Source organism: Nocardia rhamnosiphila NBRC 108938, from assembly GCF_000720425.1.
GTDB lineage: Bacteria > Actinomycetota > Actinomycetes > Mycobacteriales > Mycobacteriaceae > Nocardia > Nocardia rhamnosiphila.
In genome coordinates, this window is the sequence record NZ_JOAJ01000005.1 from 532,125 (window position 1) to 552,157 (window position 20,033).

Consider the following 20,033-nt stretch of genomic DNA (forward strand, 5'->3'; position numbering starts at 1 on the left):
TGGGAGACTCGGGTCAACGCTGACGGGTGCGTACGTGCCAGGTGCCGAGGAGCAGAATCGGCACCAGTATCAGACCCCCGACCATGAGCAGCATCCACAGTTCGTCGAAGTCACCGCCGCCCGGGCCCTGCGCCGAATACGCCACCGAGTCCTCCGCCGGCGGCACCGCGAGCCCCGGTGCGGCGACCACCGATTCGTCGTCGTCACCGGGGATATCGCCGACCTGCGCGCCCGGGACGAGCGCGAAACCGTAGTCGAGCAACCGGGCCGCCTGCTCCCACGGGCGGATCGGCAGCACATCGGCCTGGAGCAGGGTCACCGCCAGTCTGCGGCCGTCGCGCTCGGCGGCGGCGACGAAGGTCTGGCGGGCGTCGTCGGTGTAACCGGTCTTTCCGCCCAGTGCCCCGGGATAGTTGTAGAGCAGTCCGTTGTCGTTCGCGATCGGGAAGCCGGGATGGTCCTGGTCGCCGGGGATACGCGGATCGGGCGGGTAGCCGGGGAAGTCGAACTGTTCGGTGTTGATCATCTCCGCGAACAGCGGGATCGACATGGCCTCCCGGAACAGCAGCGACAGGTCGTAGGCCGAGGTGCTCATGCCGGGCCCGTCCAGACCGGAGGGAGTGGCCGCGCGGGTGTCGTAGGCGTGCAGCGATTTCGCGAGGTCGTTCATCTTCACCACCGCCACGTCGTCGCCGCCCAGTTGAGCGGCCAGCGCGTGGGCGGCATCGTTACCCGATGCCATCACCAGGGCGTGCAGCAATTGCCGGTTGCTGTAGCGGCCGCCCGGACCGATCCCGACCCTGGTGCCCTCGACATCGGCGTCGGCCTGGGTGCCCAGGACGACCTTGTCCAGGTCCAGGGTGCGTAGCGCGACGATCGACAGCAGCACCTTGATGGTGCTGGCCGGGCGGTACCGGCCGTGCGGGTCCTTGGTGGCCAGGACGGCGCCGGTGTCCAGGTCGGAGACCATCCAGGCGGTCGCGGAGATATCCGCGGGCAATGCCGGCGCACCGGTGGGCAGGACTACGCCGCATTCGCCGAGCCGTTTGCCGCCGATCGGGGAATCGGGGACCGACAGCGGCGTCGGCGCCGATTCACCGGGTTCCGGGACCTCGGAGGCGTCGATCGCCGGCGGCGGTTGTGTCTTCTGCGGGCACGTATCGGTGACCGGGGTGGTGAACGGAGTGGTTGTGGGTGGCGCGGGCTGCGCTGCCGCGCTCCCGCAGACGGTGAACGGTCCGGCCGCGAGAACCGCGGCGGAGAGCACCGAACCGAGGAGCCGGGCGGTGCGCTGGTGTAGCAACCTGTTGTACATATCGACGCCGAGCCTAGAGGGCACCGCCGGGCATGGCCCGTCCACAGTCCGCGCACGGCCGGAGCGAAGGCGGAGGTACGCCTAAAGGGCACTGCCGGGCGTGGCCCGTCCACAGTCCGCGCACGGCCGGAGCGAAGATGAAGGCACACCCGGTATTCCGGCGCGCGAGACGTGCGGCACGGGCTTCCACCGCCGGTTTCCGGACAGACCGGTATTCGCCGGTTCAGCCCAGCAGTACCGCGTATCCCGGTTTGATGATGTCGTCGATGATCCGCAGCCGCTCCGGGAACGGGATGAACGCCGATTTCATCGCATTGATGGTGAACCGTTCCAGATCGCTCCAGCCGTAGCCGAAGGTCTGGTGCAGTTTGAGCATCTCCCGGCTCATGCTGGTATCGCTCATCAGGCGGTTGTCGGTGTTCACCGTGACCCGGAAGCGCAGCCGTGCCAGTAGGTCGAACGGGTGTTTGTCCAGCGAGGGCACCGCGCCGGTCTGCACGTTCGACGAGGGACACAGTTCGAGCGGCACCCGGGTGTCGCGCACATACGCCGCCAGCCGCCCGAGCCGGGCCTCTTCGACCGCGCCCGGCACCTCGATATCGTCGACGATCCGGACGCCGTGCCCGAGCCGGTCGCAGCCACAGAAGGCCAGCGCCTCGTGAATGGACGGCAGGCCGAAGGCCTCACCGGCGTGGATGGTGAAATGCGCGTTGTTGACCCGCATGTACTCGAAGGCATCCAGATGCCGGGTGGGCGGGTATCCGGCCTCCGCGCCCGCGATATCGAATCCGCACACCCCGCGGTCGCGGAAGCGGACCGCCAGTTCCGCGATCTCCCGGGACCGTGCCGCGTGCCGCATGGCGGTCAGCAGACAGCGCACCACGATGGGCTGTCCGGCCGCGGCGGCGGCCGCCTCCCCCGCGGCGAACCCGGCCAGAACGTGTTCGACGACCTCGTCGAGGGTGAGGTCCTTGTCGAGGTGTTGTTCGGGCGCGAATCGCACCTCGGCGTAGACGACCCCGTCCGCGGCCAGATCCTCGGCGCATTCGCGGGCCACCCGGTGCAATCCCTGCGGGGTCTGCATCACCGCGACGGTATGGGTGAAGGTCTCCAGATAGCGCTCCAGCGAGCCGCTGTCGGCCGCGTCCCGGAACCAGCGCGCCAGGGCTTCGGCATCCGCGGCGGGGAGCCGGTCGTATCCGCAGTCCGCGGCCAGTTCGAGCACGGTGGCGGGCCGCAGGCCGCCGTCGAGATGATCGTGCAGCAGCGCCTTCGGTGCCCGGCGCAGTGTGGCGAGATCCAGCGGCAGAGGTCCGGTCATATGCCGACGGTATCGCCGAATCTCGCGGCGGTCAGCCGGACGGTCGGAAAGGTTCCACCTCTTCGGCGGACGCTCACCTCGAATTCCCTTCGTGGTCAGCGGCCGGATGCGGACGATTGTGCGCGGTACCCAGGCCGGACCGGGCGGGCGGGTGACCGGAATGCCGGTGCGGCGACCAATGCTGTCCGGGGTGGTGCGCGTCGCCGGCGACCCGGTCGAGGACGAGCGGGCCGGGGGCGGGCCGGTCGGTGGATCCGGTCTCGACGGTGATCGCCTCGGCCAGGGCCTCGAACGCGCGGGGGAATGCCTCCGGGGTGTCGGTGTGCAGGGTGAGCAGCGGTTGTCCGGCGGTGACCCGATCGCCGGGGCCCGCATGCCACTGCACGCCCGCGGCGGCCTGGACCGGGTCGCCCTGCCGGGCGCGGCCGGCGCCCAGGCGCCAGGCGGCGATACCGACCCCGCGCGCATCGAGGTGGGTCAGGGTTCCCGACGCGGGGGCGGGCAGCGTTTCGGTGTGTGCGGCCGTCGGTAGCGGGGCATCGGGGTCACCACCCTGGGCGCGGATCATGGCCGTCCAGCGGTCCATGGCGCGGCCGTCGGCGAGCGCGTCGGCGGGATCGGTGTCCAGACCCGCCAGCGTGACCATCTCGCGCGCCAGGGCCAGCGTCAGCTCCACGATATCGGCCGGTCCGCCGCCCGCGAGCACCTCGACGGCCTCGGCGACCTCGAGCGCGTTGCCCGCGGTGCGGCCCAGCGGGGTGTCCATCGCGGTGAGCAGGGCGACGGTCCGCACACCCGCGTCGGCGCCCAGTTCGACCATGGCGGTGGCCAGCGCATGGGCCTCCTCGCGAGTGCGCATGAACGCGCCGGATCCGACCTTCACATCCAGTACCAGGGCGGCGGTGCCCTCGGCGATCTTCTTGCTCATGATGGAACTGGCGATCAACGGGATGGATTCGACCGTGCCGGTGGTATCGCGCAGTGCGTAGAGGCGTTTGTCGGCGGGCGCCAGATCGGCACCGGCCGCACAGACCACGCAGCCCGCGGCCGGGTCGGTGAGGATCTCGCGCATCCGGTCCGGGTCGATATCGGCCCGCCAACCCGGAATCGATTCCAGTTTGTCCAGCGTGCCGCCGGTGTATCCCAATCCGCGGCCGGACAGCTGCGGTACCGCCGCGCCACAGGCGGCGACGAGCGGAGCCAGCGGCAGGGTGATCTTGTCACCCACGCCGCCGGTGGAATGTTTGTCGACCGTCGGCCGCGGGAGATCGGTGAAGTCCAGCCGCCGCCCCGACCGCAGCATCGCCTCGGTCCAGCGTGCGGTCTCGCGCCGGTTCATCCCGCGCAGCACGATCGCCATGGCCAGCGCGGCCATCTGCTCGTCGGCCATCTCGCCGCGGGTGAACGCGGCTATGGCCCAATCGATCTGCGCGTCCGACAGCTCGCCGCCGTCGCGTTTGGCCCCGATGATCGATACCGCGTCGTGTGCCGTCACGCCACCAGTCTGGCAGCGCCGCGGCGGTCGTGCCGGGGCCGCACGACGGTGACCTCCTGCGACATGGTGTGTCGACCTCCGAGACCGGCCGGCCGGGGTGACGGGGCGTGCGCTGCGGCGAACTCGGGGGTGCGCCGAGCCAGGCCGCGCGGCCAGCCGGCCTTACCATGCCGAGCCGGGGTGGCGGCCCGCCGGCGGGCAGGCCGTCCGAGGTGACCGGAACCTACTCCTGGAGCGCCCGCAGGGTCTCGAGGCGGTGCTGCACCGTGGGCCCGGTGGGGGTCACGATGATCTCGTCCGCGCCGGTGTCCTTCACCAGCGTGTCGAGCCGGTCGAGGACCTGCTCGCGGGTGCCGATCGCCTGGTCGGCATTGCGGTCGTCGACGAAGGCGTTCTCCGCGTCCGACCAGGGGTACTCCTCCGCCTCGGCCAGGGTCGGTATCCGCTGCGGCAACTGACCGGTGCGCATCCGCAGCTGGACCAGGCTCTGGGGCAGGGTGCGCCGGCGGGCCTCCGCGGCGGAGTCGGCGACCACGGTCGCCACGGCCAGCATCGAATGCGGTTCGCTGAGCACCTCGGAGGGGCGGAACTCGCTGCGGTACAGCTCGAACACCAGCGGGGTGTTGCGTCCACCGGCGAAGTGATGGGCGAACGCGAACGGCAGACCCATCATCGCGGCCAGCCGGGCACTGAAATCGCTGGAACCGAGCAGCCACATCTCGGGGGTGTCGCCCTTACCGGGCACCGCCTGGATACGGTCGCCCTGCCCGCCGCGCAGCGGCGGAATCGTCCCGAAGTAGGCGAGCAGTTCCACCACCTGTTTCGGGAAATCCTCCACCGCCTCGGCCGCCGCGCCGCGCCGGATGGTGGCCGAGATGAGCGGATCGGTCCCGGCGGCCCGGCCCAGCCCCAGGTCGATGCGGTCACCGTAGAGCGCGACCAGGGTGCCGAACTGTTCGGCGACCACCAGCGAGGAATGGTTGGGCAGCATCACCCCGCCGGAACCCACCCGGATCCGTTCGGTTGCCGCGGCCACCCCGGCGATCAGCACCGGCGGCGCCGAACTCGCGATACCCGGCATGCCGTGGTGCTCGGCCACCCAGAACCGGCGGTACCCGAGTCGCTCGGCCTCGCGGGCGACGGTCAGGGTGTCGGCGAGCGCCTGCCGATGTGATCCGTCGGCGGCGACGGCGGCCAGGTCGAGCACGGAGAGCGGAACTGTCATACCCGGACCAACCCGTTCGGTGCCGCCGGGATTCCACGCCGTCGGGGGCCGGGCGGAGAAAGGGTCAGGTCCGGCCGGCGGCGAGGTCGTCGGGACCGAAGGCGTCCGCCAGCAGCCGGCCCAGGGGTACCGGGCCGTCGGGGTGGTCGATGAGCAGTTCCGTCCCGCCGAACTCGTAGAGCACCTGGCGGCAGCGGCCGCAGGGCAGCAGGATCGCGCCGCGGGAATCGCAGACCGAGACGGCGAGCAGCCGGCCGCCGCCCGCGGTGACATTGTTGCCGGCCAGCACGCATTCGGCGCAGAGACCCAGCCCGTAGGACACGTTCTCGACATTGCAACCGACCGAGACCGTGCTGCCGTCCCAGCCGGCCGCGCCGACCGGAAATCGAGAATAGGGGGCATAGGCGCGTCGCATGGCGGTGTGCGCGCTGGTGCGAAGAAGATTCCAGTCGATATCCATAGCTGCTCCCGCGTCCGTGGGCGACCCACCGGGTCCCCGCCCAGCCTGCCGCATCACCGTGTCCGCCGCGCGCCTGCGCGCACGATCTGTTCCGAGCGGATGTGAAACACGTCGTTCCGCTCGGAGATATGTAGATTGCCCGGCCACTCGGTCCGGGGCCCCTCACCAGGAAGGTGCGAATGACGCTTCCGAAGTTCCTCATCGTCATGGTGTATTCGAAGTTGCTGCTGTCCAGGCTCGACGCCTTCGACAAGGTCGAGGTACGGATGGAGTACCAGATCGTGCCCGATCACGAGGCCGATCCCGCTGTCGGCAAGTACCCGCAGAGCGCGCCGGCGAGTCAGGCCCTGCTGGGTCGGGTGCCGGGCGATGTCGTCGAAACCGTCTTCAACTACGAGGCCGTGCGGCTACGGGTCGATTCGATCCACGAGGGCGACTGATCCGGCGTGGTTCCACCGGCGGCCCGCTCCGGGTGGGCGGCGGCCGGTGGGCCCGGCTCCTTCGCTCGATCCGGGCGCCGGGCCGGGCCGGCGTGCGGTCCGTGCGCAATTCCGGGGGTATCCAGGAAAGTCTTTCGACGCCGCGGGATCTGTCCGCTACTCTTGAGTAACTTCGTCTCCCGTACTGAGACATTTTGCACATTGCCGCTGTGCGCAATGGCGAGATCGGCATTGTGGGCCGGCGTGCGCAACGAAAAACGCGTGGTGCGCGCGTGCGCTGCGGACCGGATGTGAAATCCGCTGCACACCAAGGTTTTGCGGAACAATCCGATGTCGCCGGAGGGTTCTGTAAGTGGGCGATCGAGGGCGCGACGAACCCGCCGCGGAACCCCTTCGCCGCCCTACAAAGGTAAACCTAACCTGTGTGATCTGGGCGCAACGCGCGGCACGCCGAATTAGTTCCCCGATTGTCAGAGGATTAGAGTCCAGAACAGATCGGTTCAGGTTCGGCGGCGGCGAGCCCTATCGACAGCGGCCCCGGAGTCGGTCCCTGTCGGCCGCGGGTTGGTACGCCACCGAATTTCCGGCCCGCCACACCGGTGCCGGGATCTGCGACCGGGTCCATCAACGATGTTGGAGGCACCGAAACTCTATGGCCACGATAGAAGCTCCGGCTCAGCCGAAGCGCAAAACGCTGTACCGAGGCGACCCCGGAATGTGGTCCTGGGCCCTGCACCGGATCACCGGTGTCACGGTTTTCTTCTTCCTTTTCGTGCACGTCCTGGACACCGCGCTCGTACGGGTCAGCCCGCAGATGTACGACGAAGCGATCGAGATCTACAAGACGCCGATCGTCGCGCTCATGGAGATGGCACTCGTCTTCTGTGTGCTGTTCCACGCGCTCAACGGTGTGCGGGTGATCCTGGTGGACTTCTGGTCCCAGGGGCCGCGCTACCAGAAGCAGATGCTCTGGGGCATTATCGGGCTCCTGGTCGTGCTCCTGGTGCCCTCGATCGGCCGCATGTTCTACCTACTGTTGACGGAGCACTGAGCCATGTCTGCACCCGTTCTCGGCAAGTCCTACGACCGTCCGGCGAGCCTGGACCTGCCCCGCTCGCCGCGTTCGCACGCCAGCGGGAACTTCGAGAAGTACGCGTGGCTGTTCATGCGCTTCTCCGGTCTCGCGCTCATCGTGCTGGTCTTCGGCCATATGGCGATCATGCTGCTGCTCGACGGCGGCGTGAAACGGCTGAACTTCGCCTTTGTGGCCGGCCGGTGGTCCAGCCCGTTCTGGCAGATCTGGGATCTGGCCATGCTGTGGCTGGCGCAGCTGCACGGCGGTAACGGTGTGCGCACCGTGATCGCCGACTACTCGCGCAAGGATTCGACCCGGTTCTGGCTGAACACGCTGCTGGTGCTGTCGATGATCCTGATCATGGGCGTGGGCACCTACGTCATCTTCACCTTCGACCCCAATATCAGTTAGGAACGGGCCCCCTCGCATGAGTGAGAGCAGCGAACGAACCAGCGAAACTGTTGAGTCTCGACCTGTTCAGGAGCACCGCTACGACGTCGTGATCGTCGGTGCCGGTGGCGCGGGCATGCGGGCGGCCATCGAGGCCGGCCCGCGGGCGCGGACCGCGGTGCTGACCAAGCTGTACCCCACCCGCAGCCACACCGGCGCGGCCCAGGGCGGTATGTGCGCGGCCCTGGCCAACGTCGAAGAGGACAACTGGGAGTGGCACACCTTCGACACGGTCAAGGGTGGCGACTATCTGGTCGACCAGGACGCGGCGGAGATCATGGCCAAGGAGGCCATCGACGCGGTGCTGGACCTGGAGAAGATGGGTCTGCCGTTCAACCGCACGCCCGAGGGCAAGATCGACCAGCGCCGCTTCGGCGGGCACACCCGTGACCACGGCAAAGCGCCGGTCCGCCGTGCCTGCTACGCCGCCGACCGGACCGGTCACATGATCCTGCAGACGCTGTACCAGAACTGCGTCAAGCACGATGTCGAGTTCTACAACGAGTTCTACGTGCTGGACCTGGTGCTGACCGATACCGATCGCGGTCAGGTCGCCACCGGTGTGGTCGCCTACGAGCTGGCCACCGGTGAACTGCACGTCTTCCACGCGAAGTCGATCGTCTTCGCCACCGGCGGTTCGGGCCGCATGTACAAGACCACCTCCAACGCGCACACGCTGACCGGTGACGGTATGGCGATCGTGTTCCGCAAGGGGCTGCCGCTCGAGGACATGGAATTCCACCAGTTCCATCCCACGGGCCTGGCAGGCCTGGGCATCCTCATCTCCGAGGCGGTTCGCGGTGAGGGCGGCATCCTGCGCAATGCCGACGGCGAGCGGTTCATGGAGCGCTACGCGCCCACCATCAAGGACCTCGCGCCGCGCGATATCGTCGCCCGCTCCATGGTGCTCGAGGTGCTCGAGGGCCGTGGCGCCGGACCGAACAAGGATTACGTCTACATCGATGTGACCCACCTCGGCGAGGATGTGCTCGAGGAGAAGCTGCCCGATATCACCGAGTTCGCCCGCACCTACCTCGGTGTGGATCCGGTGAAGGAACTGGTGCCGGTGTTCCCGACCTGTCACTACGTGATGGGCGGCATCCCCACCCGCATCCAGGGCGAGGTGCTCCGGAACAACACCGATATCGTGCCCGGCCTGTACGCCGCCGGTGAATGCGCCTGCGTCTCGGTGCACGGCGCCAACCGGCTCGGCACCAACTCGCTGCTCGATATCAACGTGTTCGGCCGCCGCGCCGGTATCGCCGCCGCGGAATATGCCCACCGCGCCGAATTCGTCGAGATGCCGGAGAGCCCGGCGCGGATGGTGCAGGACTGGCTGGCCCTCATCCTGTCCGACCACGGCAACGAGCGGGTCGCCGATATCCGCACCGAACTGCAGCGGTCGATGGACAACAACGCGTCGGTGTTCCGCACCGAGGACACCCTCAAGCAGGCCCTCACCGATATCCACGCGCTCAAGGAGCGCTACGCCCGGATCACGGTGCAGGACAAGGGCAAACGCTACAACAGCGATCTGCTCGAGGCCGTCGAACTCGGCTTCCTGCTGGAGCTTGCCGAAGTCACGGTGGTCGGGGCGCTCAACCGCAAGGAGTCGCGTGGCGGGCACGCGCGCGAGGACTACCCGGACCGCGACGACGTGAACTTCATGCGGCACACGATGGCCTACAAGGAGGGTGCGGATCTCCTCTCCGATATCCGCCTCGACTTCAAGCCGGTGGTGCAGACCCGTTACGAGCCGATGGAGCGTAAGTACTGATGACCGCTGTAGCCGAGAATCCGACGGCCGCGAACCCGGCACCGGTCCCCGAGGGTTCGACCATGATCACCGTCAAGGTGGCGCGGTTCAACCCGGAGGACGGACAGGGACAGCGCTGGGAGTCGTTCCAGGTGCCGGCCCTGTCGACGGACCGGTTCCTGAACATCCTCATCTACATCAAGTCCTACCTGGACGGCACCCTCACCTTCCGGCGCTCCTGCGCGCACGGGGTGTGCGGGTCCGACGCCATGCGGATCAACGGCGTGAACCGGCTGGCCTGCAAGGTTCTGATGAAGGACATGCTGCCGAAGAGCGGTAAGCCGGTGACCATCACCGTCGAGCCCATCCGCGGTCTCCCGGTCGAGAAGGACCTGGTCGTGGATATGGAGCCGTTCTTCGACGCGTTCCGGGCGGTGAAGCCCTACCTCATCACCTCCGGCAACGAGCCGACCTACGAGCGGATCCAGAGCCAGGCCGACCGCGCCCGGTTCGACGACACCACCAAGTGCATCCTGTGTGCCTGCTGCACCACGTCTTGCCCGGTGTACTGGCACGACGGCAGCTACTTCGGCCCGGCCGCGATCGTGAACGCGCACCGCTTCATCTTCGACAGCCGCGACGAGGCCGCCCGGGAGCGCCTGGACATCCTCAACGAGGTCGACGGTGTGTGGCGCTGCCGCACCACCTTCAACTGCACGGATGCCTGCCCGCGTGGTATCGAGGTCACCAAGGCCATCCAGGAGGTCAAGCGGGCGTTGCTGTTCGCTCGCTGACCCCCGGCTGCTGCCGACAGAACCGCTCCCGTGCCCCGCGCGGGGGCGGTTTTGCATTACCGGTCATCTGTATTTCGTCACACGAACTTGATAATTCGGGTACCCGAACTTACCATTCTGACTGGAAGGCGGGTGGTTCGGTATGCAGGTGTTTCCCCGGATCGCCGCCGTGCTTGCGGCCTGCGGTCTGACCGTCGTGCTCACCGCCTGCGATACGTTCCATCTGCCGCGTACCGGCGAACCGGTCGTCGTCACCTCTTTCACCGTGCTGGCCGATATCGCGTCGAACATCGCGGGCGGCCACCTCGAGGTGCAGTCGCTCACCAAGCCCGGTGCCGAGATCCACGGCTACGAGCCCACCCCGGGTGATATCAAACGCGCTGCCAAAGCGGATCTGATCCTGGACAACGGCATGAACCTGGAGGCCTGGTTCGGACAGTTCGTCGCCGACCTGGACGCCGAGCACAGCACCGTGAGCGACGGGGTCGCCTCGGTTCCGATCACCTCCGACGCCTACGCCGGGAAACCCAATCCGCACGCCTGGATGTCGCCACTGAACGTGCGCACCTATGTGGACAACATCGTCGCGGCCTTCTCCCGGCTCGTGCCCGAGCACGCGGCGGATTTCCACAGCAACGGTGCGGCCTACAAACAGCGACTGCAACAGGTCCACGACGAACTCGTCGCCGACCTCGCCGGCCTGCCCCGCCGCCAGCGCGCCTTGGTGACCTGCGAGGGCGCCTTCTCCTACCTGGCCCGTGACGCGGGCCTGTCGGAGTACTACCTCTGGCCGGTCAACGCCGAGCAGCAGGCCACCCCGCAGCAGATCACCCGGGTCATCGAATATGTGCGTGACCACGAGGTCCCGGCGGTGTTCTGCGAATCCACCGTCTCCGACGCCCCGATGCGCCGGGTCGTCGAGGCCACCGGGGCGAAATTCGGTGGGGTGCTCTATGTGGATTCGCTGTCGGCGGCCGACGGCCCGGTACCGACCTATCTCGACCTCATCCGGCACGACGCCGAAACCATAGCCGCAGCACTCACCGGGAGCAGGCCATGACAGTCCCCGCGATCGACGTCGACGGCGTCACCGTCTACTACGGCGAGGTTCAGGCACTCGACCAGGTCCGGCTGACGCTGGACGCCGGCCGCGTCTGCGCGCTCATCGGGATGAACGGGTCCGGGAAATCGACCCTGTTCAAAACCCTCATGGGAATGATCACCCCCGACCGCGGCACCGTCCGGATCGGCGGAGCCGCCCCGGTCGCGGCCCGGCGGGCCGGGCTCCTCGGTTATGTCCCGCAGAACGAGGCCGTGGACTGGTCGTTCCCGCTGTCGGTGCGCGATGTGGTGACCACCGGCCGGTACGGCCGGATGGGGTTCACCCGGCGCGCGAGCCGGGCCGACCGGGCAGCCGTGGACGAGGCGCTGGAACGGGTCGAACTGACCGATCTGGCCGACCGCCAGATCGGCCGGCTCTCCGGTGGCCAGCGCAAACGCGCCTTCGTGGCCCGCGGTATCGCACAGGGCGCCCGGATCCTGCTCTTGGACGAACCGTTCGCCGGGGTGGACAAACGGTCCGAGGCCACGATCACCGGACTGCTACGCGAACTCGCGGCCGACGGGGCAACCGTACTGATCTCCACCCACGATCTGCACGCCCTGCCCGGCCTGGCCGACGAAGCCGTACTGCTGATGCGACGGGTGCTCGTCCACGGCGACCCCGAACAGGCACTGCGGCCGGAGAACCTCGCCCTCGCCTTCGGCCTCGACGTCATCGGACAGCGGTGAGCACGATGGACCTCATCGAATTCCTGCTCGAGCCGATGCGCTACGCGTTCATGGTGCGCGCGCTGACCGCCAGCCTCGTCGCGGCCATCGTCTGCGGACTGCTGTCCTGCTGGCTGGTTCTGGTGGGCTGGTCGCTGATGGGGGACGCGGTCTCGCACGCGGTGCTGCCGGGCGTGGTACTGGCCTATATCGCGGGGGTGCCGTTCGCCGTCGGGGCGGTGATCTTCGGGTTCCTGGCGGTCGGGTTGATCGGCCTGGTCCGGGACACCAGTCGAGTGAAGGAGGATGCCGCCATCGGCATCGTGTTCACCACGCTGTTCGCCTTCGGCCTGGTACTCGTCTCGGTGACCCCCAGCAATACCGACCTCAACCACATCATCTTCGGCAATCTGCTGGGCGTGAGCCAGGAGGAACTGATCCAGATCGCCGGGCTGGCCGCCCTGGTCTTCGTCGCCCTCGTGCTCAAACGCCGCGATTTCACGCTCTACGCGTTCGATCCGACCCACGCCTACGCGCTCGGACTGAACCCGCGCCTGCTGGGCGCGGCTCTGCTCGGCCTGCTCGCGCTGACCTCGGTGGTGGCCCTGCAGGCGGTCGGTGTGATCCTGGTGGTGGCCATGCTGATCATCCCCGGTGCTACCGCCTACCTGCTCACCGACCGGTTCGGGCGGATGCTGGTGATCGCCCCGGCGCTCTCGGCGATCTGCGCGGTCACCGGCCTGTACGTGAGCTATTACGCTGACACCGCACCCGGAGCCACCATCGTGCTGGCCCAGGGCGTCGTCTTCACCGCGGTCTACCTGTTCGCGCCCCGGCAGGGACTGATCGGTTCCCGGCTGGCGGCCGGCCGCCGCCGGGCACGTGAGGTGTCCGGAGAGCCGACGGCGGCCGTGGCCGTCGAACCGCCCACCTGACGGCCCCGGGGCGGCAGGGAAAACGTTCACGAACGGAGGCCCGCTGGGGTGCGGCGACCGAGGGCCGCAGCTCACCGCTACCGAGCCGACGGTGCGCGGCCCGCGTGGGTGGCTTCACGGGAAGGCATCCTCGAACGGGGCGGCCCGCCGCCAGCAGTCGCCCGCGATCACCACATGGTCCAGGAATCGCAGGCCGACCGTTTGTGCCGCCGCGGCGAGCAGTGTGCTGGCCCGGCGATCGTCCGGGCTGGGAGTCGGGTCACCCGAGGGGTGATTGTGCGCCAGCGCGAAGGCGCGACCGTCGTGCCGCAGGACCGTGTTCAGGATCTCGCGCACCGGAACCGCGACCTCGTCGATGGCGCCCTCGGCGACGAAGACCCGCTGCCGTGGCCGGTTGCGCGCATCGCAGATCAGCACCAGCAGCCGCTCCACCCGGGCCCCGGCGAACAGCGGGGCGGCCTCCCGGGCCACATCCTCGGCGCGCAGCAAGGGCACCGGGGCCTGCGTGCCGCTGCGGGCCCGGGCGGCGAGCTGGAACGCGGCGGCGATGGCCGTGGCCTTGGCCACTCCCACGCCGGGCCGGCGCAGCAGTTCCTCGGGCCGTGCCGAGGCCAGTCCACCGACTCCGCCGAAATCGGTCAGCAGGGCGAGAGCGAGTTCGACCGCGCTCTCGCCGCGGCGGCCCTGACCGAGCAGCAGGGCGAGTAGTTCACCGTCGTTCAACGCCTGCGGGCCGAGTGCGCACAGGCGTTCCCGCGGCCGCTGTGCCCTGGGCAGATCGGTGATCGGTACCGGCATGATTCCCCCTCTAGATTCCGTGGTCATCATGCCAGCGGGTACCGACAGTTCCGGAGGGTTCGGCCGGGCCCGGGGCGGATACCCGGCCGGATCAGCCGTCGACCACCGCGGGCTGCGGGGGCCGGCTCAGCGCCGACGCCGCCAGCCGCTCGAAATGCCGTAGCTGTCGCTCGTGCACCACGATCCGGCGCAGTGCCTCGTGAATGGTCGCCTTGTTCGACGCCGTGCCCATGATGGCCCCGGCGGCCGCCAGCAGATCCTGATCGAGCTCGATCCGCACTGTCGGCATGCGTCCTCCTTAGTACATCCGCCCTGGTGCGGCGGCAAGTCACCGCCGCCCGAGACGAACCGGGCAGCGGCTGCGCAACGACAATGCCGCTGGCCAGTCAGTTTGCCCAGTCGCTGCCGGTTTATCGACCGAATGTCACGCCGTGTGTCCACATCGAGACCTGGGCCCGGGCCGACGCGGGACGGGTCAGCTCGGAGACAGGCGCGATTCGAAATTGCGTTCGAGTTCGCGCCAGGCACTTGCCTCGGCGTCGAATGGCGGGTTGGGCGCCATCCGGGTCGGGTCCGGGTGCAGCAGGTAGGACACATACCAGCCGAGAGGCGTCGATTTGGCCAGCGCCTGTTCCACCGCGTCGTCGTCGGCGTAGTCGGCGGCATCGGAGAACAACTCCAAGACCAGGTCGAGCTGCTCGGTATCGACCGCTTCCGGTCCTTCGGCCAGGTCATCGGCCAGGCCGGGGAGCACGTAGACGTTCTCCTCGGTGACCTCCACCTCGAGCGATCCGTCGATGGCGGCGGTCTGTACTTCGGCGAAGGTACTGATCCGCGCCAGATCGTGTTCGTGGTCGTCGGCGAGATACCGGGCAAGTGCACGTTCACTGGGGAACACCGAGATGGCCTTCTTGGCGCCGAGGAAGATCGGCTCGTCGTCGAGATAGCACCGCAGGGTGAAGTATTCGGTATCGGCCGTCACGATCTTGACGGGGTCGATCCCGACTTCTTCCCAGAACGTGAGCTCGGCGTCGTCTTCGTCGTCCTCTTCGTCCAGGTCGACCGGTTCGAAATCGCTGTCGTCGTCGGTATCGGCCGCGTCGTCGGCGTCGACCTCGTTCTCCTCGGCGGCCAGCAGTTCGGCCTCGGCCAGGGCGACCGCCTCGGCGTCGACCTCGGGTACCCGCACCACCGAATCGATGGCGTCGAGCACGTCGTCCCAGCTCTTGGCCACCGCGGCACCGATCTGATCCCACAGTTCCTCGCCGTCGCGGCCCGCGAACATATGGGTGCCGCCGGCCAGGGCGCCCAGCGACGGGTGCGAACCGAAGAATTTGGTGACCGTTTCGAGCTCACAGACCTCGCCGATATTGCGCACCATGGCCAAGGTGTCCTCCAACTCGGCGACGGTGTCCACATCCGGGTCACCGGCGGCCAGTTCCGGCACACCGACCAGATCGAAGGAGTAGTTGTCGCCGGGCTCGAGTTCGGCGGCCGAGAGGCCCGCGACCACCTTCCACGCCGGATGATCGATCAGGTCGTTGTCGGAGTCGGTCCGGATGAAGGCCGCCAGTTCGGCCACGGACTCGAAGCCGTAGAGGGCGTCCTCATGTCCTAGGAACGCCTCCCACTCGTCGTCACCGTCACGCCAGCGCGGTGCCCACAGGGTGACAAGATCGCCGTCGGTCAGACCGAGCTCGATCGGGACGATGTCTCCAGAAGCCATACGCGGAAGCCTAATAGGTCCGGCCGAGCGGAGCCCACCCCTGGTCCACGCATAGTTGCCGCGGAGTCGGAGTATCCCGCGCCGCGGTCGGCGCACAACCGCGCGGCGTCGGGCAGGTGTGCGGGGCGAGCTGCCCGATCAGGCGCCGTCCGGTGCGGTTCCGGTCGGGTCGACCACTCCCGAAGGCGCCGGAGCGAACGACTCGTTCAGTGCGGCAACGACCTCCGAACGCCGACCGCCGGCATCCTCGGCGGCCTGCCGGCAGGCCCAGATGACGAGCTGAGCGGCTTCGGCGGGTGGTAACGCGGTCACCGCCTCGGTGAGCTGCAAACTCACCAGGGCGCCTTCGCTGTCGACCTCGGCGGTGACCATTCCGTCCTCGGTACCGAACCGGCCGCGGACCTGTTTGAGTCCGTACAGCGCCGCTTCCAGCGCTTCCAGTTTCCGCGTGGCGTCGGCGACCAGGGCATCCATTTCCGCGCTCATACATCTCTCCTGGGTCGGAGCGGGAATCCGCTGTGGTGGTGTCGCGCGTGCGGGCCGCTCATACCGGCCTCATCCAGCTCGTCGGGCCGGTATCGGCGTCGTCCATCCGGTCCAGTTCATCGACCGCCTGCTGCCGGGTGGGCAGACCGAGCTGGTCCAGGATGTCGTTCGGCATGCCGTTCTCCGCCAGCAGTTCCCGCCGCTTGGCCTTGGCCGCGATGGTGGAGCGACGGGTCAGCCGCAGGATCTCGTCGGCGAGAGCCTGTGCGCCGTAACGGTATTCACTGCGCTCGAATTTGATCTCCACCGGCATACCCTGGTCGGTGGCGCGCACCGACAGCGTGCCGGCCCGGTTGCGGCTGACCGCCATCGTGACATTCGGTACCTCGGGAAGCTGCTGCTCACCACTCATCATTCTGTCCACTCTTGACCTCCTCCCGGCCCTGAGAGGGCGGGATTCCCTGACTCACGACAGGGCCTTCCTGTTTCACCGAGATCGCCTCCTCGCGCTTACGCGCGGGAAGGTCTTACACCATCTCCGCAGGCTGACACCGCCAGCCCGGCGGCCAGAATATTTTTCGCGGCGTTGTGGTCCCGGTCGTGCACCGCCTCGCATCGCGGGCAGCTCCACTGCCGAATATTCAACGGCAGCGCATCGACGATGTGCCCGCACGCTGAGCACGTTCTCGACGACGGATAGAACCGGTCGACCGCGACGACCTCCCGCCCGTACCACTGCGCCTTGTACTCGAGCATCGACCGGAACTCCGACCAGCTCGCATCCGACACCGCCCGCGCCAAGCTGTGATTGCGGACCATGTTCCGCACGCTCAGATCCTCGATGGCGATCGCTTGGTTCTCGCGCACCAGCCGAGTCGAAACTTTGTGCAGATGGTCCCGCCGCCGGTCGGCGATACGGGCGTAAACCTTGGCGACCTTCGTTCGTGCCTTGGCCCGGTTGTTCGATCCTTTCTGCGTGTGCGCGAGCCTGCGCTGCGCCTTGGCGAGTTTCTCGCGGTCCCTGCGCTCGTGCCGCGGGTTGACGATTTTCTCTCCAGTGGAGAGCGTGTAGAGGCTGGCGATCCCCGCGTCCAAGCCGACCGTCGCCGTCGTCGGGACGTGCTCGACGATCGTGTCCTCGACCAGGATCGAGATGTGGTACCGGCCCGCCGAGTCGCGGGAGACGGTAACCTGCGACGGGTCTGCACCCTCCGGTAGCGGACGGGACCAGCGGATGTCCAGTGGCTCGGACTGTTTGGCGAGCGTGATTCGTCCGTTCCGGTAGCCGAAGCACCCCCGGTAGTAGGTGGCCGAGTCGAGGCTCTTCCCCTTCTTCTTGAACTTGGGGTAGCCGGTTTGCTTGCGCCAGAACTTGTCGAACGCGGCTTGCAAATTCCGCAGCGCGGCCTGCAACGGCCCCTTCGACGGTTCGGCGAGCCATGCCGTGCCGGGGTCGCGTTTCCAGCTCGTGAGCAACTTGTCCGTCTCGGCATGGGTGACCCGCCGCTGCTCCTGCGTCCAGGCGCGGGACCGCTCGTCCAAGGCGCGGTTGTAGACGTAGCGGACACAGCCGAAGGTGCGGGCGAGCTGCTCGCATTGCTCGTCCGACGGATAGAAACGGAACTTGTACGCCCGCTTCACCACCTTCGATGCCATACCTGACAGAATACCAATCGATTCTGTCAGGATGCCGTTGATGCGCTGACCCGGTCCTGAAGGACCGGGCTTGCGCGCTACGTTTCCGGGCCATGGTCGGATGCTTGCCCCGATACGGGGTGCCATTGCTGCGGGTGGTTCATTCCGTGGGCCGGTAGAACCCGAGGAATTCCATCCCGCTGTTCTCCGTCCGGACCGAGCTGATCTGCACCGGATCGCCGGCTTCGATCAGCTGGCCGTTGCCGATCACCATCGCCACATGGCCGTCCCATACCGCGAGATCGCCGGGCATGAGATCGCCCGGCGACACCGGGGTGGCGCCGTTGGCCTGTTCGTGGGCCAGCCGAGGTAGCTCCACGCCGGCCTCGCCGTAGGCGTATTTGGTCATCCCGCTGCAGTCCAGCCCGGCCCCAGGGGTGTTGCCGCCCCAGACATAGGGGGTGCCGAGCGTGCCCAGGGCCGATTTCACTGCGGTGGCGGCCTTCTCGTTGGGCGCCTCCACCACACTGCCGTCCGGCAGGGTGACCTTCACGCCCTCGCCCGTGGTGGTACCGGTCGAGGTGGCGGTTTTCTGCGGGGTCCCGGAGCTGGTGGTGGTGCCGCTCGGGCTCGACGACATAGCGGTGCTCATCATCGATCCGGCCATCCCGGCCGCGGTGCTCAGCCCCGACGCCACCGTCGAAACGGCCTGGGTGCTCACCGGCGCGGTACTCGCCGCCGACGGGGTGGGCGGCGGCGGGGTGAGCTCGTTCATCGAGGAGGTCTGGGTCTGCAGTTCGTTCTGCACCCGGCCCACCACGCCCAGCGCCTGGCCCAGATGATCGATCGCGGATCCCACCAGCAGCGACATACCCGCCGGCGTGCCCAGGGCGGGCGCGGCCGCGGCGGCGGTGTTCACGAACGACTGCGCGATGGTGGTGAGGTCCTTGTTGCCGGTCTCCACATGGGCCGCGGCCTGGCCCATCACGGTCGCCATCTCGTTGCCGCGGTCGGAGATGCTCGCGGCCGAGGTCTGCACGCGCAGCGCCTTCGAGGTCGCGGCGTCCGCGCCGGTCCCGTCCCATGCGGTGTTCATCTGATTGATACCGCCGCGGCCCAGCGCATGGACCTGGTCGATGGCCGTGGACGCGGTACGCAGTGCGTCGCCGGGGCCGCCGGTGGCCAGGACGCCGGTGCCGAAACTGGCGAGCAGTTCGAGAATCGGCCTGGCAAGCGTATTGATATCGATCACCGGGTCACTCCCCGGCAGCACCGCGCAGGGCGGCCGCATTGCTGATGTCGGCCTCGGCGTAACTCACCGCGGCCACGCCGGCCGCCCCGCTCATCGTGCCCAGCACCGCGGAAAGCTGGCCGATCGTCGCCACATGGCCGGCATGCGCGGCCGCGTACGCCGCGAGGAAATCGCCGCCGATCAGACCGAAGATCGGCCCCAGAACCGTGGGCGCCGCACCCGCGGCCCCGGTCCCCGCCACCGCGAGTTCGGAGGCCATCACCCCGGCGGTGGTGCCGTAGGCCGCGATGCCCTGGGCATCGGCTGAGATGTTCACCATCAGAGGTTCCCCCATCGACTTCGTTAACGGGCAGAGTATGTCATCTACCGGTTTCGACGCGTCGGCTTCCCGCGCGGTTCCGCGGAATTCGATTTCCGCGGAAAGTCACGGCGCGACGGCCGCCGCTACCCCGTCGACTTTATCGTTCCCTCATGCGCACGCACACGCTGGATCATCCGCTCGTGGCGATACTGCTCACCGCACTCCGCGACGAACGCACCCCCGACCCCGCCTTCCGGGCCGCCCTGCGGGACCTGTCCAGACTCCTGGTCTACGAGGCGCTACGGGACGCGCCCGTCGCACATTTCGACATCACCACGCCGGTCGCGGCCACCCGCGGCGTGCGACTGGCCCGGCCGCCGCTGCTGGTACCGGTCCTGCGGGCCGGACTCGGCATGGTCGACGCCGCCACCGACCTCATTCCGGACTCGCAGGTGGGTTTCGTCGGTGTCGCCCGGAACGAGGAGACCCACCGGCCGGTGCCGTATCTGGAATCGCTGCCCGACGACCTGTCGGCCACACCGGTGATGGTGCTGGACCCGATGCTGGCCACCGGCGGATCCATGCTGCACACGCTGGGGTTGCTGGCCGACCGGGGCGCGCTCGACATCACCGCCGTCTGCGTGGTGGCGGCGCCGGAAGGTATCGCGGCGCTCGCGGGTTCGGGATATCCGGTCCGGCTGGTGACGGCGGTGATCGACGACCGGCTCAACGACGACGCCTATATCGTGCCCGGACTCGGCGACGCGGGGGACCGGCAGTTCGGACCGCGCTGAACCCG

At 68.3% G+C, this 20,033-nt stretch carries 22 protein-coding genes; 9 read left to right on the plus strand and 13 right to left on the minus strand.

Going from position 1 to position 20,033, the window contains the following annotated elements; genetic code table 11:
• Window positions 1-13 precede the first annotated feature (13 nt).
• The 5 genes from IG75_RS0120050 to IG75_RS0120070 form a co-directional block, all read right to left on the minus strand.
• Window positions 14-1,315 (minus strand): D-alanyl-D-alanine carboxypeptidase family protein, encoded by a 1,302-nt coding sequence (locus IG75_RS0120050; RefSeq protein WP_036514487.1) that lies wholly within the window; start codon window positions 1,313-1,315, stop codon window positions 14-16.
• A 223-nt stretch (window positions 1,316-1,538) separates the two neighbouring features.
• Window positions 1,539-2,636 carry an adenosine deaminase gene (locus IG75_RS0120055; protein WP_030522538.1) on the minus strand — a complete coding sequence of 366 codons (1,098 nt, stop codon included), beginning with the start codon at window positions 2,634-2,636 and terminating at the stop codon, window positions 1,539-1,541.
• A gap of 73 nt (window positions 2,637-2,709) precedes the next feature.
• Window positions 2,710-4,131 carry a thymidine phosphorylase gene (locus IG75_RS0120060; RefSeq protein ID WP_081876975.1) on the minus strand — a complete coding sequence of 474 codons (1,422 nt, stop codon included), beginning with the start codon at window positions 4,129-4,131 and terminating at the stop codon, window positions 2,710-2,712.
• A 223-nt stretch (window positions 4,132-4,354) separates the two neighbouring features.
• Complete coding sequence (locus tag IG75_RS0120065) at window positions 4,355-5,356, minus strand: LLM class flavin-dependent oxidoreductase (protein WP_030522536.1); 1,002 nt, start codon at window positions 5,354-5,356, stop codon at window positions 4,355-4,357.
• A gap of 64 nt (window positions 5,357-5,420) precedes the next feature.
• Window positions 5,421-5,816: a cytidine deaminase gene (locus IG75_RS0120070; RefSeq protein WP_030522535.1), complete on the minus strand. Its 396-nt coding sequence runs from the start codon at window positions 5,814-5,816 to the stop codon at window positions 5,421-5,423.
• 179 nt (window positions 5,817-5,995) lie between these two features.
• Between IG75_RS0120070 and IG75_RS0120075 the strand changes: the two genes are divergently transcribed.
• The 8 genes from IG75_RS0120075 (at window position 5,996) to IG75_RS0120110 (ending at window position 13,036) form a co-directional block, all read left to right on the plus strand.
• Window positions 5,996-6,256: a GreA/GreB family elongation factor gene (locus IG75_RS0120075; RefSeq protein ID WP_030522534.1), complete on the plus strand. Its 261-nt coding sequence runs from the start codon at window positions 5,996-5,998 to the stop codon at window positions 6,254-6,256.
• A gap of 652 nt (window positions 6,257-6,908) precedes the next feature.
• The gene (gene sdhC, locus IG75_RS0120080) at window positions 6,909-7,307 is read left to right on the plus strand and encodes a succinate dehydrogenase, cytochrome b556 subunit (protein ID WP_081876974.1); all 399 of its coding nucleotides are present in this window, start codon (window positions 6,909-6,911) and stop codon (window positions 7,305-7,307) included.
• Between the two features lie 3 nt (window positions 7,308-7,310).
• Window positions 7,311-7,742, plus strand: coding sequence for a succinate dehydrogenase hydrophobic membrane anchor subunit (locus tag IG75_RS0120085; protein ID WP_030522532.1), 432 nt, complete (start codon window positions 7,311-7,313; stop codon window positions 7,740-7,742).
• Between the two features lie 16 nt (window positions 7,743-7,758).
• On the plus strand, window positions 7,759-9,558 hold the full coding sequence (sdhA, locus tag IG75_RS0120090; protein ID WP_051714741.1) for a succinate dehydrogenase flavoprotein subunit: 1,800 nt from the start codon (window positions 7,759-7,761) through the stop codon (window positions 9,556-9,558).
• Window positions 9,558-10,331: a succinate dehydrogenase iron-sulfur subunit gene (locus IG75_RS0120095; protein ID WP_030522530.1), complete on the plus strand. Its 774-nt coding sequence runs from the start codon at window positions 9,558-9,560 to the stop codon at window positions 10,329-10,331. The genes sdhA and IG75_RS0120095 overlap by 1 nt, the downstream gene beginning before the upstream one ends.
• A gap of 142 nt (window positions 10,332-10,473) precedes the next feature.
• Entirely contained in the window at window positions 10,474-11,391 is a 918-nt protein-coding gene (locus IG75_RS0120100) for a metal ABC transporter substrate-binding protein (RefSeq protein WP_030522529.1), read from the plus strand.
• Window positions 11,388-12,122: a metal ABC transporter ATP-binding protein gene (locus IG75_RS0120105; protein WP_030522528.1), complete on the plus strand. Its 735-nt coding sequence runs from the start codon at window positions 11,388-11,390 to the stop codon at window positions 12,120-12,122. The genes IG75_RS0120100 and IG75_RS0120105 overlap by 4 nt, the downstream gene beginning before the upstream one ends.
• Window positions 12,123-12,127: 5 nt before the next feature.
• A complete protein-coding gene (locus tag IG75_RS0120110; protein ID WP_030522527.1) occupies window positions 12,128-13,036 on the plus strand; it encodes a metal ABC transporter permease in 909 nt (302 codons plus the stop codon).
• Between the two features lie 114 nt (window positions 13,037-13,150).
• Here IG75_RS0120110 and IG75_RS0120115 read toward each other — a convergent pair whose 3' ends face one another.
• From IG75_RS0120115 to IG75_RS0120150, 8 genes are all read right to left on the minus strand, one after another.
• Complete coding sequence (locus IG75_RS0120115; protein WP_030522526.1) at window positions 13,151-13,834, minus strand: JAB domain-containing protein; 684 nt, start codon at window positions 13,832-13,834, stop codon at window positions 13,151-13,153.
• Between the two features lie 91 nt (window positions 13,835-13,925).
• Window positions 13,926-14,123: a type II toxin-antitoxin system VapB family antitoxin gene (locus IG75_RS0120120; protein WP_030522525.1), complete on the minus strand. Its 198-nt coding sequence runs from the start codon at window positions 14,121-14,123 to the stop codon at window positions 13,926-13,928.
• A gap of 186 nt (window positions 14,124-14,309) precedes the next feature.
• Window positions 14,310-15,560, minus strand: a complete 1,251-nt coding sequence (locus tag IG75_RS0120125; RefSeq protein WP_030522524.1) for a hypothetical protein — start codon at window positions 15,558-15,560, stop codon at window positions 14,310-14,312.
• 138 nt (window positions 15,561-15,698) lie between these two features.
• A complete protein-coding gene (locus IG75_RS0120130; protein WP_030522523.1) occupies window positions 15,699-16,046 on the minus strand; it encodes a hypothetical protein in 348 nt (115 codons plus the stop codon).
• A 58-nt stretch (window positions 16,047-16,104) separates the two neighbouring features.
• Window positions 16,105-16,461, minus strand: a complete 357-nt coding sequence (locus IG75_RS0120135; protein WP_245713333.1) for a hypothetical protein — start codon at window positions 16,459-16,461, stop codon at window positions 16,105-16,107.
• 95 nt (window positions 16,462-16,556) lie between these two features.
• A complete protein-coding gene (locus IG75_RS0120140; RefSeq protein ID WP_030522521.1) occupies window positions 16,557-17,702 on the minus strand; it encodes an RNA-guided endonuclease InsQ/TnpB family protein in 1,146 nt (381 codons plus the stop codon).
• 139 nt (window positions 17,703-17,841) lie between these two features.
• Window positions 17,842-18,933 (minus strand): C40 family peptidase, encoded by a 1,092-nt coding sequence (locus tag IG75_RS0120145; RefSeq protein ID WP_030522520.1) that lies wholly within the window; start codon window positions 18,931-18,933, stop codon window positions 17,842-17,844.
• 4 nt (window positions 18,934-18,937) lie between these two features.
• Complete coding sequence (locus IG75_RS0120150) at window positions 18,938-19,252, minus strand: type VII secretion target (RefSeq protein ID WP_030522519.1); 315 nt, start codon at window positions 19,250-19,252, stop codon at window positions 18,938-18,940.
• 152 nt (window positions 19,253-19,404) lie between these two features.
• Here IG75_RS0120150 and upp point away from each other — a divergent pair, with 152 nt between their 5' ends.
• A complete protein-coding gene (upp, locus tag IG75_RS0120155; protein WP_030522518.1) occupies window positions 19,405-20,028 on the plus strand; it encodes a uracil phosphoribosyltransferase in 624 nt (207 codons plus the stop codon).
• The last annotated feature ends 5 nt before the right edge of the window (window positions 20,029-20,033 follow it).